Below are 11,724 nucleotides of genomic sequence, written 5' to 3' on the forward strand. Positions count from 1 at the left end.
AACGAATGGACGACACCAGCTAACTCGGGGGGGCACGGGGGGTGTCAACGGATTTATCGGCGGGCGGCAGCACGGCACGGGGCGACAACGGGGGCGCCCGGCCACGGAGTTGGCGGACCCGACCGACGCCCACCTTTTCCCTCCCGCACCGCTCACCACTCGTGATCAACGGCACACATACTGCGCGGTAACAAGGGTGGGGTGGCGGGCCTAGAGTGTGCGCCGTTGGCCGGCTCCGGGTGGCGGGTCGGGTGGTCGGTGCGTTGGGAGGCAGGGTGCGCTCTCCGAAGGACTTCTTCCGTCCGTTGGCCGTGGGGGCTCCGGAGCCGGTGCGGGAGGTACCGTTCCGGCCGTCGCGGATGATCCACTTCTTCGATCCGGGCAATCCGCGGATGGCGGCCAAGGTGCCGGCCATCGCGCCGGACGTCGATGTGCTGCTGGGCAACCTGGAGGACGCGGTCGCCGCGGACCGCAAGGAGGCGGCGCGGGCCGGGCTGGTCGAGGTCGCGCGCGGGACCGACTTCGGTGCCACGCAGCTGTGGACGCGGATCAACAGCCTTGATTCGCCCTGGGCGTTGGACGATCTGCTGACGCTGGTCACCGAGATCGGCGACAAGCTGGACGTGATCATGGTGCCGAAGGTGGAGGGCGCCGAGGACATCCACTACGTCGACCGGCTGGTGGCGCAGTTGGAGGCGAAGGCGGGGGTGCGGCGGCCGATCCTGCTGCACGCCATCCTGGAGACGCCGCGCGGGGTCGCCAATGTGGAGGAGATCGCCGGGGCCAGCCCGCGGATGCAGGGGATGTCGCTGGGGCCGGCGGACCTGGCGGCCAGCCGGCGGATGAAGACGACGCGGGTCGGCGGCGGCCACCCCGACTACCTGGTGCGGGCGGATGCCCGGCCGGGGGCGGCGGACGGGCCGCGGGCGGTGTTCCAGCAGGACCTGTGGCACTACACGATCGCGCGGATGGTCGACGCCTGCGCGGCGCACGGAATCCTGCCGTACTACGGGCCGTTCGGCGACATCAAGGACACCGTGGCCTGCGAGGACCAGTTCCGCAACGCGTTCCTGCTGGGGTGCGTGGGGGCCTGGAGCCTGCACCCGGTGCAGATCGGGATCGCGAAGAAGGTGTTCTCGCCGGCGCCCACGGAGGTCGCCTGGGCGCGTCGGGTCATCGCGGAGATGGGCGACGGCACCGGTGCGGTGATGATCGACGGGAAGATGCAGGACGACGCCACGGTCAAGCAGTGCCGGGTGGTGGTGGAGCTCGCCGAGGCGCTGGCGGCGCGCGATCCCGAACTGCGGGACGCGTACGCGGCGGCGAGCGGTACGGAAGGGGAGCAGGTCCGTGGGTGACGAGGGCTACGGGGACGCGGTGCGGGCGCGGCGGTCGGTGCTGTACATGCCGGGCGCCAACGAGCGGGCGCTGACGAAGGCGGCGTCGCTGCCGGCGGACGGGCTGATCCTGGACCTGGAGGACGCGGTCGCGCCGGACGCCAAGGAGGCGGCGCGGGAGCGGGTCGCGGCGGCGGTGGCCGCCGGCGGGTACGGCAACCGGGAGGTCACGATCCGGGTCAACGGGCCGGGCACGCCCTGGTTCGCGGACGACCTGCGGGCGGCGGCCGAGGCCGGCCCGGACGCGGTGGTGGTGCCGAAGGTGGAGTCCGCCCAGACCGTGCGCGAGGTCGAGCGGCGGCTGGAGGAGGCCGGGGCGCCGGACCGCACGGCGATCTGGGCGATGGTGGAGACCCCGCGGGCGATGCTGGACGCCCGGGCGGTGGCCGGGGCCAGCGAGCGGCTGACGGTGCTGGTGATGGGCACCAACGACCTGGCAAAGGAGCTGCACGCGGCCCATGTGCCGGGCCGGGCACCGCTGTTGACCGGGCTGTCGCTGGCGCTGCTGGCGGCCCGCGAGGCGGGGAAGGCGATCCTGGACGGGGTGTTCAACGACGTCAAGGACGCGGCCGGGTTCGAGGCGGAGTGCGTCCAGGGGCGGCAGTTCGGGTTCGACGGGAAGACGCTGATCCATCCGTCGCAGATCGAGCCGTGCAACCGGGCGTTCGCGCCGGCCGAGACGGAGGTGGCCCGGGCCCGCCGGATCATCGACGCGTTCGAGGCCGCGACCCGGGAGGGGCGCGGGGTGGTCACCGTGGACGGGCGGATGGTGGAGAACCTGCACGTGGAGGAGGCCCGGCGGGTGCTGGCACTGGCCGCGGCGGTGGCGGGCGCCGGGCGGTAGGCGAGCGGTGACCGGGCCAACGGGCCCGGCGGGCCGGTCCGTTCAGGCCGGCCGGAGGCTCAGGGACGGTGTCGGGTCGAGGGCGAGGATGCCGGGGGCGAAGCCGCGGGCGAGCCGCTCGAAGAGGGCGGCGAGCCAGCGGGCGTCCCCGGCACCGGCGTGGCACAGCCGCATCCGACGGGTCTGGAAGGGGACGATCCGCAGCTCCGCGAGGCGGCCGGTGTCCGGCTCCAGCGCGGCGAGGTAGAGCGGGCGCAGGTCGTCGCGGTAGCGCTCGTAGCCGGTGATGCCCTCGTAGTCGTCGATGAAGTCGCCGCACCCGTGGAGGACGAGCTTGCCGGCGTAGCACTCCAGGGGGCGCGGGTGGTGCGCGGAGTGGCCGTGGACGAGGTCCACGCCGGCGTCGATCAGGGCGTGTGCGCAGGCACGCTGGGCGCGGGGGACGGCGTAGCCCCAGTTGGAGCCCCAGTGCACCGAGACCATCGTCAGATCGCCGGGGCGCTTGCGGGCGCGGAGCAGGGCGGCGGCCTCCGCGGCGGTGGCGGACGAGGGGCCGGCCGCCCAGTGGACGCCGCCGTGCCCGGCGGTCGCGGCCCAGGTACGGGGGACGCCGCTGGACGGCATGCCCAGGCCGAGGACGAGGAGGCGGCGGCCGTCGGGCAGCGGGACGACCGCGGGGCCCCGGGCCGCCTCGGCGTCGGCGCCGACGCCCGCCGTGCGCAGGCCGGCCGCGGCCAGGCTGCGCAGGGTCTCGGCCAGCCCCTCGCGCCCGAAGTCGAGGACGTGGTTGTTGGACAGCACGCAGACGTCGGGGCGGGCGGCGGCCAGGCAGGGGAGGTTCGCCGGGTGCATCCGGTAGTGGATCTCCCGACCGGGGGCGAAGGTGCCGTAACGGGTGACCGCGGTCTCCAGGTTGAGCACCCGGGCGGCGGGCGCGGCGGCGTCGAGCGCGGCCAGCGCGTCGCCCCAGGGGTAGCGGAAGCCGGCGGGGCGGGGGATCGGGCCGCCCGCCTCCTCGGCCAGTCCGACGTAGACCCGGGCGTCCTCGACATATGCCTCGCGCAGCTCGGGGTCGCCGGGGAAGGGCAGGATCTGGTCGACCCCGCGGCCGAGCATCACATCGCCGCAGAGTGCGAGCGTGACGGGATCATCGGTCATCGGCGCGCACCGGCTTCCCCTTCCAGGTTAGGGGCCGGGCGGCGGACCCGTCGTACGACCGTCCGGGCGGTGTTTCACGTGAAACGGCGTGTTTCACGTGAAACACCGCGCTCTTCCGCACTCTCCGGCCCGAAGCGGCGGCGGTAGGCGGACGGGGTCAGCCCGGTCTCCCGGCGCATCAGGGCGCGCAGATGCGCCGCCGTACCCAGGCCGCTGCGGTGGGCGACCACGTCGAGGCGGGCCTCGCCGCGTTCGATCAACCGGCAGGCCAGGGCGAGCCGTTCGGCGGTGAGCCAGGCCAGCGGGGTGGTGCCGAGCTGGGTGCGGAACCGGCGGTGCAGGGTGGCCGGGCTGACCGCGGCGCGGGCGGCCAGATCGGCCACCGACAGCGGGGCGTCGAGGCGTTGTTGGGCCCAGGCCAAAAGCGGGGCGAGCGACGCGTCGGGGACGCGGGGCACCGGGCGTTCCACGAACTGCCGCTGGCCGCCGTCCCGATGGGCGGCGAAGACCAGTCGGCGGCTGACCGTGTTGGCGATCTCCGCGCCGTGGTCGCGGCGGACCACGTGCAGCCCCAGGTCGAGCGCGGCCGCGCTGCCCGCCGCGGTGAGGATGTCGCCGTCGTCGACGAACAGCACGTCGGTCTCCAGGCGGACGGCGGGGAAGCGGGCCCGGAAGGCGTCAGCCCACTGCCAGTGGGTGGCGGCCCGCCGGCCGTCGAGGACGCCCGCCTCGGCGAGGGTGAAGGCACCGGTGCAGAAGCTGAGCAGCCGGGCGCCGCGGGCGTGGGCCCGGCGGACGGCGTCGAGCAGTGCGGGGCGGCGGGGCGCCTCGACGTCGGGGCGCTGCGGGACGATCAGGGTGTCCGCGTCGTCGGCCGCGTCCAGTCCGGCGACCCCGGAGAGGGTGAAGACGCCGTCCCGCATCGCGGTCCGCGGGGCGGGCGCGCAGAGCGCGAAGTCGTAGAGCTGGCAGCCTATTTCGGGGCGCGGGAGGCCGAACACCTCGATCGCGCAGCCGACTTCGAAGGCGTTGGTGTTCTCGTCGACGAGGGCGACGACGCGGTGCGGACGGGACGGGCGGTCCGGGGCGCGGCGGAGTTGCGAGGATCGTTGCGGCATGTGCGATTCCTAGCACTCGTGGCGGTTAGCCCGGCGGGACAGGATCGCCCCATGAGCACACACCCCAACCAACCGCGGGAGCTCGCGGCGGCGCTGGCCTCCTTCGACGCGCTGTGGAGCCCCCGGATCGTCACCCGGGTCAACGACTACGACGTCCGGGTCGCCAAGGTCGCCGGCGAGCACCTGTGGCACGCGCACGACGACACCGACGAGTTCTTCCTGGTGCTGGAGGGGGAGTTGTTCCTCTCGTTGCGGGAGGAGGCCGGCGAGCGGACCGTCCGGCTTCCCAAGGGCGCCGTCTTCACCGTCCCCCGGGGCATCGAGCACAAGCCCCACGCCCCCTCCGGCGCCCATCTGTTGCTCTTCGAGCCCACCGGCACCTCGACCGTCGGCGACCGGCACGAGGAGGTCCCCGACCACGTGGACGCGACCACCGGCCACCCCCTGGGGTGAGCCGCGCAGGGCCCGGCACCCACCGCCGGGCCCTGCGCGCCACCCGCGGACCGGCCCCGGTTCATCCGGCGCAGTACACGTCCCGCCGCGGGCGGCGGCCGTCCCGCAGGAACGCGGTCACCGTCCGGTCCCCACAGGCCGTCCCGTGCGTCAGGTAGGCGCCGTGCCCGCCGTGGTCGAGAGTCACCATGCGGGCCCGTTCCCCGAGCGCCGCCCGCATCTTCCGGGCCCCGAAGTACGGCGTCGCCGGGTCCCGGAGGTTCTGCACCATCAGGATGTTGGCGGGGCCCCGGTCGGTGATCCGGACCGGCGGATCGGCCGGGCGGTCCTTCCAGAACGCACACGGGGTGATGTTCGCGGGCATCCCGGCGGTGAGCGGGTGGCGCGCCCGGTCGGCGGCCACCGCCCGCCGGTAACCGTCGGGATTCCGCGGCCAGTTCACGTCATTGCAGAGCACCGCCATGGTCACGGTGGCGTCCGGATCGGGCAGCGGGGCGGCGAGGTCGCCCGGCAGCACCGGGGTCGCCGCGGGGTCCCAAGCCGCCTTGAGCAGCCGCGCCACCTGCGCGAAGGCGGCGTCGTCCCCGTACAGCGCGCTCTGCACGGCCTGCCGCAGCAGATTGCCGCTCAGCGGCCGGCCCGGGACGTTCGACGGCTTCGGCCGTCGGTCCAGCGCCGCCGCGGTCCACAGCACCAACGGGCGCACGCTGTCGGCCCGTTGGGCCAATCGCAGCCCGTCCCGGTCGCGCGCCGGCGCCGCCGCCCAGGCCGCGAAGTCCGAGAACCGCTCGTCGGCCGCCCGCCCCAAGTTGGCCTGCCAGCCCCGCTCCACCCGCCGCGGGTCCGGGTCGCCGGTGCTGTCCAGCACCCACCGGTCGGTCCGCTCCGGGTACTTCTGCGCGTACGCCGCCGCCACATACGTCCCGTACGACGCGCCCCAGGCCGACAGCTTCCGCTCGCCGAGCGCCCGCCGCAGCCGCTCGATGTCGCGGACCTCGTTGGCCGTGCTCAAACTGCGCACCAGCGCGCCCCCGTTCTGCGCGCAGGCCCGCGCGATCCGCCGCGAGCGCGCGACGTTCTGCGCGATCTGGCCGTCCGCCGCCGGCCAGGACCGCAGCGCCACCAGGTCCCGGTCCTCGGCGGCCAGCCCGCAGTCGGCCCGGGTGCTGGCTCCCACCCCGCGCGGATCGAAGGTGACCAGGTCGTACGCGCCGGCCATCTCCCGTTGGAGCGCGGTTCCCACCCGGTCCAGCCCGCTGATCCCGGAGCCGCCCGGACCGCCCGGGATCAGCAGCAGCGCGCCCCGCCGGGCCGCTGGCCGGTCGCTGCGCACCCGGGTCACCGCGAGTGTGAGGTGCGGGCCGGAGGGGTCCCGGTAGTCCAGCGGCACCGGCAGCTCGGCGCACTCCTGCCCGGCCGGCCCCCCGCTGTGCGGGCAGGCCCGCCAGGCGAGCCGGGGGCCCGCTGCCCCGCCGCCGTCGTGGTCCCCGTCCGCCGCCCGGGCACCCGGTGCCACGGCGCTCAGCGTCGCCGCGGCCAGCACCCCCGCCATCCCCAGCAGCACCGTCCTTGAGGCTCTGCGCCCCCGGTAACTCGTCATGGCCCAAGGCTCGTTGCCCGGTTGGCGCCCGCCCATCCGGCGGGCCGCCCTCTCCCGGTGGGGTTGTCCCCCGTAAACCGCCGCGGCCAAGGCCGGCGGGCTGCTGGGCCAGCCGGCTGAATGTGGCCCGCAAGCGTTTGGCTCCCTGCGGGTTGTGGGGCCGCACAATGGCCCATCGCAGCACGATACGTCTGGGATCAGCGGGCCGATGAGGCAAGGAGCGTCGTGAGAAAACTAGTGCAGGCGGGAACAGTCGCCGGGGCATGTGGTCTGGTTTTGTTCGGCACCGGAATCGCAACGGCGCAGCCCGTTCCGGACGGTTCACTGCTTTCCGCGGTGGCGGGGGCCGACCTCGGCACCGTCACCGGCATGATTTCCGGCGTGATGTGCAACAACCGGCTCGCCGATTTCAATTACAAGTCGCCGGCGAACCATTCACCGCACCCGTGCGTCAACGGCCCGGTGCACAGCGGGAACAGCAAGAACAGCAACAATTTCCTCAACCACGGCAACCCCGTGGACAGCGGCAACATCGAGACCGCCAGCGGCTCCACCAACAGCCTCAACACGGTCTACGGCGCGCAACGGGGCAGCAGCAACAACATCTCCAAGATCCTCAAGCTGCTGAACTGAGCGGGGCGGTCCCGCAACGCCGAAGGCCCCGGGTCTCCCGGGGCCTTCGGCGTCCTGCCGTCCCGCCGCGCGCCGGGCGGGCCGCCTACAGGTGCAGGCTGCCGCCCTGACCGAAGCGCTGCATGTGGTTGGCGCTGCCCGCCGCGGCACCCGTGCCGGTGTTGCCGCTGTTGTTGGACCCGCTGTTGTTCACGGGGCTTCCGCTGTTACTGGGATTCCCGTCCATCCGGACGTTCCCCGAGTCCTTGGTGTTACCGCTGTTGATGGCGCCGTTGACGCAATAACGGGCCCGGCCCTCGCACTCGAAACCGGAATAGAACTTCACGATGGTGTCCCCGTCCGCGTCGAATGGCCCGTCCCCCCAGCCTCCCCGCGCCATCGCCGGCGACGCCCCACCCCCCACCAACAACATCCCGAAAAACGCGGCGAGCGCCAGCTGCTTACCACTCGTTTTCTTCACTTCGCGATCCTGCCCCTCACGGTAGGAAAAGCCCCTGGGAAGTCCGTGGAAGTCCCTTGGAAACCCCGCGGTCTTGCTACCGGCACCGAGCGATACGGCCAAGCCCGAAGTGCCGCCGCCCTCCCGCGTTCACCCTGACCGCCCACCGGATTCACCATGACGGCCCCGCTTTCCGGTCAGCCCCGCAAACGCAGTTGTTGGCCCGGGTGAATGCGGTTCGCGCCTTGCGCGAGGCGGTCCTTGTTGAGGGTGTAGAGGGCGGAGGTGCCACCGGGAATGTGGGTGCGGTGCGCGATGTCCGAGAGGGAGTCGCCGGCGCGGACGGTGTAGGTGGCGGCCGCGGTGGGAGCGCCGTGCGGGACGGCGTCGCGGTGCGCCGAACGCAGGCCGCGCGAGCCGCAGTTGGGCCAGGGGGCCAGGCCGCGGTCCTGGGCGATGCGCTCGCCGATGGCGATCTGTTCGTCGCGGGTGGCGAGGTCGGCGCGCGGGGCGTAGCGGTGGCCACCGTAGGCGCGCCAGGTGGACGGGGAGATCTGGAGGCCGCCGTGGTAGCCGTTGCCGGTGTTGGAGTGCCAGTCGCCGCTGCTCTCGCAGGCGGCGATCTGGTCCCAGTCGGTGCCCGTTGGTGGTGGGTCGGCGGCCGCGGTGCCGGCGGCGCCGAGCAGCGCCAGAAGGGAAGCCAGGGCGAGCAGGGCGGACGGGATCGGTCCGGCGGTGCGTCCGGCGAGCGGCGACGGCATGGGTACTTCCTCCTGCGCAAGCGGCGTCGCGGCGTCGTGCTCGCCACGACTCGAAGCACGCAACAGGTACCCCGTCAAGAGGCCCTACGGCAGTTCTGGGCGGGCCGAGGGGATTGTTTTTCACCCGGGCGGGCCCCTGTCGGGGGATTGCCGGGTTGTGCACATGAACTGTCGCGGCGCGCGGCGGGATTCCTTTTCCCGCCGGGGAGGCGGCGGAAAAAGGAAGGCGGCCGGCGCCGCGACGTCAGCGGAAGGAATAGGCGAAGGACGGGATGACGCAGGGCGGTTCGGGGGTGGCGACCGCGAACTCGTAAGCGGGCGAGAAGCGGAAGTTCCGTACGCGGACCGGGATTTCGGTGCCGCAGGGGCCGGGGACGGCGACCGTGCCGGTGTCGGAGGGGAAGCCGGCCTCGATCCGCTCCGGGGCGAGGGAGAGGCCGCCGCCGACGGCCTGGAGGGCGGCGTCCTTGCGGACCCAGTAACGGGTGATGAGGCGTTCGCGCTCGGCGGCCGGGCGGGCGGCGGCGGTGCGGGACTCGTGCGGGGTGAGGATCTCGTAGGGGGTGTGCAGCGGGGAGGACTCCCGGCGTACGTGGCGCACGGACTCGACCGAGAAGCCCATCTGGCGGGCGCCGTCGCCGCAGGCCACGACCAGGAGGCCGTGCGTTCCGTACAGTTCCCAGTGGGCGGCGGCGGTCATCGCGGTGCGCACCCGGGACGGGAGGCGGGCGAGCAGCCAGCCGCGGGAGGCGGCGTCGAGGGTGGCTCTGGTATGGCCGTTGAGGCTCGGACAGCTCTCGGCGGTGAGCTCGCTCCCGGTGGGTGGGGCAGAGCCTTCGGGGCCGGGGCCCACGGGGACCACGAAGACGGGCACCTGGTCGGTGCCGTCCTGGCCGGGGAGACCGTGGTCGGCGAGTTCCGGGGCGAGATCGAGAAGAGCGGCGTTCGTTTCCACGTACTTTCCGTCCTCCACAGTTGAGCGGCGGCTCGGCCGTTCCGGAAGGCGACGGCCGTCAATCGGTGGCGACTTCGGCCTCCCCCTTTTTCGCCTACATCGATCGATACAGTCAGGCCAAGGTTTGCATGTCCTCCGTAACCTTGGAGTCATCCCTCCTGCCGATGTCCGGCTACATACTTCGATGTACGGAACGGCGACCCAATTCGGCAGTCAGGGCAAGGCGTGGGCGCATACCGCGGACGTACTGTCCTGGTGTGTGGTTACGCCAATTCGCAATGCCCCGGCCGAGCCGAACGGCGCTGCCGCTGCGCGATCTCCGGCTGGCCGTGGGGTTCTTCGCCGGCTGTCTGATTCTCTACGTGGTCGGCGGAGCCCGGGTCATGGGTGGGGAGATCCCCGCGTGGCAGGCGGTGCTGCCGGTGGCGGTGTTGTGCGGCTCGACCGCCTTCCGCAGCGTCGCGCCGGGCCGCGCGGTGCTCTTCGGCACGGTGACGGTCACCCTGGAGGCGGCCGCCAGCGGCGGGTTGGGGCCGGTGCTGATCTACACGGACCTGCTGTACGCGGCGGCACTGTACGGGGCGCCGTGGCTGTGCCGGGCGCTCCAGTTCGGGACGGTAGCCGCGACCATGGCGGCCACCGTGGTCTTCCTCGTCATCGGCGACCGGTCGGAGGGGGTGATGACCGGATTGATCGTGGCGCTGCTGCTGATCTCCCCCGTATGGACCGGGGTGTTGATACGGAACCACAAGGAGCAGGCGGACGCCGAGCGCCAACGGGCGGCGCAGATCAACCGGCTGGCCGAACTGGACCGCAAGACCGTGCTCCAGACCGAACGCACCCGGATGGCCCGGGAGTTGCACGACCTGGTGGCCAACCACCTGAGCGCGATCGCCATCCACTCCAGCGCGGTGCTCTCGCTCCAGGAGGCCAAGGGCGCCGACGGGACGGCGCCGGACGCCGACGACCCGGTGCTGAGGGCGCTGGCGGTGATCCGCGAGAACAGCGTGCAGGGACTGGCCGAAATGCGCCGCATGGTGGTGCTGTTGCGCTCCGATCGAGGGGTCGACGACGACTGGGATCGGCCACAACTGGGCGCGCTGCCCGCACTGGTGGAGCAGGCCCGGCCGGCGGCCGACGCGGCGGCGCTGACGTTGGTCACGGAGTTCCCCGAGCACTTCCCCGAGGTGTCGTCGGTGATCGAGGTGACCGCGTACCGCATCGTGCAGGAGGCGCTGACCAACTGCCTCAAGCACGCGGCGGCCGGGCGGGTGCGGATCCGCTGCGAGGCCGGACCCGAGGAGCTGACCCTGTGGGTGGACAGCCCGTTGGCCCGCCCGGGCGGGCGGGGGCAGCAGCGGCCCGGAGACCCCTCGACCACCGGGGCCGGCGCCGGGCTCGCCGGGATGTCGGAGCGCGCGGCGCTGGTGGGCGGGGTGTTCGACGCGGGCCCCGACCGGTCGGCCCCCGGACGGTGGCGGGTGAGGGCGGTGCTGCCGCTGGACCGGAACTCCTGAAGAGGCAGGCCCGCGGGCGCGGGCCGATCCCGCACCGGACAGCGAGCGAGAAGGGGAGCAGACAGTGGAGCGAGCGGCACAGCAGGCACAGCAGGCGGCGGGACGGGCCGAGGAGGAGGTACCGGCGGTGGGGCCCGAGGGCACCGGGGCACGCATCCGGGTGCTGGTCGCCGACGACCAGGCCGCGGTGCGGTCCGGGCTGGTGCTGGTGCTCCAGACCGACCCGGACTTAACCGTGGTGGGCGAGGCCGGCGACGGCGAGGCGGCGGTGCGGATGGCCGACGCACTGCGGCCCGACGTGGTCCTGATGGACGTCCAGATGCCGCTGCTCAACGGCGTCGCGGCCACCCGCCGGATCGTCGAGGGCGGGCTGGCCCAGGTGCTGGTGCTGACCACCTTCGACCTCAACGAGTACATCTTCGGGGCGCTGCGGGCCGGCGCCGGCGGCTTCATCCTCAAGAACGCCGAACCGGCCGTGCTGGTGCGGGCGGTGCGCGACGTGGCCCACGGGGACGGCTTCCTCACGCCGGCCATCGCCCGGCGGCTGATCGGCGAGTTCGCGCACCAGGCGCCGGCGCCGGCTGACGGGCCCGCGCTGCCCGACGGGGCGGCACAGGCGCTGGAGACGCTCACCAAACGGGAGTTGGAGGTGTTGGCCTGCATCGCCCGCGGCCAGGCCAACAGCGCCATCGCCGAGACCCTCCACCTCGCCGAGGGCACGGTCAAGACCCACACCAGCCGGATCCTGTCGAAGCTGAACCTGCGCAGCCGGGTGCAGGCGGCGATCCTGGCACAGCAGTACGGGCTGGCGCCGCGCGGCTGAGCGGGCCGGGGCGCGTCCCCGTGGTG

The 11,724-nt window shown here is 73.4% G+C and carries 12 protein-coding genes; 6 read left to right on the forward strand and 6 right to left on the reverse strand.

Annotated features, from left to right (window positions below):
• Positions 1-275: 275 nt before the first annotated feature.
• Together ACFVFQ_RS06395 and ACFVFQ_RS06400 are read left to right on the forward strand one after the other, a co-directional pair.
• On the forward strand, positions 276-1,358 hold the full coding sequence (locus tag ACFVFQ_RS06395) for an HpcH/HpaI aldolase/citrate lyase family protein (RefSeq protein ID WP_383409599.1): 1,083 nt from the start codon (positions 276-278) through the stop codon (positions 1,356-1,358).
• Positions 1,351-2,241 carry an HpcH/HpaI aldolase/citrate lyase family protein gene (locus ACFVFQ_RS06400; RefSeq protein WP_383409602.1) on the forward strand — a complete coding sequence of 297 codons (891 nt, stop codon included), beginning with the start codon at positions 1,351-1,353 and terminating at the stop codon, positions 2,239-2,241. Before ACFVFQ_RS06395 ends, ACFVFQ_RS06400 begins: the two co-directional genes overlap by 8 nt.
• Before the next feature lie 42 nt (positions 2,242-2,283).
• Here ACFVFQ_RS06400 and ACFVFQ_RS06405 read toward each other — a convergent pair whose 3' ends face one another.
• Both ACFVFQ_RS06405 and ACFVFQ_RS06410 read right to left on the reverse strand, forming a co-directional pair.
• Complete coding sequence (locus ACFVFQ_RS06405) at positions 2,284-3,399, reverse strand: CapA family protein (protein WP_383409605.1); 1,116 nt, start codon at positions 3,397-3,399, stop codon at positions 2,284-2,286.
• 74 nt (positions 3,400-3,473) lie between these two features.
• Positions 3,474-4,517, reverse strand: coding sequence for a helix-turn-helix domain-containing protein (locus ACFVFQ_RS06410; RefSeq protein ID WP_383409608.1), 1,044 nt, complete (start codon positions 4,515-4,517; stop codon positions 3,474-3,476).
• A gap of 51 nt (positions 4,518-4,568) precedes the next feature.
• On the opposite strand from ACFVFQ_RS06410, the gene ACFVFQ_RS06415 reads away from it, so the two are divergent.
• Positions 4,569-4,970 (forward strand): cupin domain-containing protein, encoded by a 402-nt coding sequence (locus ACFVFQ_RS06415; RefSeq protein WP_383409611.1) that lies wholly within the window; start codon positions 4,569-4,571, stop codon positions 4,968-4,970.
• Between the two features lie 61 nt (positions 4,971-5,031).
• Here ACFVFQ_RS06415 and ACFVFQ_RS06420 read toward each other — a convergent pair whose 3' ends face one another.
• Positions 5,032-6,570, reverse strand: coding sequence for an alpha/beta hydrolase (locus ACFVFQ_RS06420; RefSeq protein ID WP_383409614.1), 1,539 nt, complete (start codon positions 6,568-6,570; stop codon positions 5,032-5,034).
• Positions 6,571-6,795: 225 nt separating this feature from the next.
• On the opposite strand from ACFVFQ_RS06420, the gene ACFVFQ_RS06425 reads away from it, so the two are divergent.
• A complete protein-coding gene (locus ACFVFQ_RS06425) occupies positions 6,796-7,203 on the forward strand; it encodes a hypothetical protein (RefSeq protein ID WP_383409618.1) in 408 nt (135 codons plus the stop codon).
• An 85-nt stretch (positions 7,204-7,288) separates the two neighbouring features.
• Here the strand turns inward: ACFVFQ_RS06425 and ACFVFQ_RS06430 are convergent, their stop codons facing one another.
• The 3 genes from ACFVFQ_RS06430 to ACFVFQ_RS06440 form a co-directional block, all read right to left on the reverse strand.
• Complete coding sequence (locus ACFVFQ_RS06430) at positions 7,289-7,765, reverse strand: hypothetical protein (protein WP_383409623.1); 477 nt, start codon at positions 7,763-7,765, stop codon at positions 7,289-7,291.
• A 74-nt stretch (positions 7,766-7,839) separates the two neighbouring features.
• Positions 7,840-8,403, reverse strand: coding sequence for a transglycosylase family protein (locus tag ACFVFQ_RS06435; protein ID WP_383409627.1), 564 nt, complete (start codon positions 8,401-8,403; stop codon positions 7,840-7,842).
• Positions 8,404-8,647: 244 nt separating this feature from the next.
• The gene (locus ACFVFQ_RS06440; protein ID WP_383409630.1) at positions 8,648-9,358 is read right to left on the reverse strand and encodes a hypothetical protein; all 711 of its coding nucleotides are present in this window, start codon (positions 9,356-9,358) and stop codon (positions 8,648-8,650) included.
• Between the two features lie 278 nt (positions 9,359-9,636).
• Here ACFVFQ_RS06440 and ACFVFQ_RS06445 point away from each other — a divergent pair, with 278 nt between their 5' ends.
• Positions 9,637-10,875, forward strand: coding sequence for a sensor histidine kinase (locus tag ACFVFQ_RS06445; RefSeq protein ID WP_383409633.1), 1,239 nt, complete (start codon positions 9,637-9,639; stop codon positions 10,873-10,875).
• A 154-nt stretch (positions 10,876-11,029) separates the two neighbouring features.
• Complete coding sequence (locus ACFVFQ_RS06450) at positions 11,030-11,698, forward strand: response regulator (RefSeq protein WP_383409887.1); 669 nt, start codon at positions 11,030-11,032, stop codon at positions 11,696-11,698.
• Positions 11,699-11,724 lie beyond the last annotated feature (26 nt).

Origin of the sequence: Streptomyces sp. NPDC057743, assembly GCF_042798755.1 — a bacterium.
In the GTDB taxonomy this organism is placed as follows: domain Bacteria; phylum Actinomycetota; class Actinomycetes; order Streptomycetales; family Streptomycetaceae; genus Streptomyces.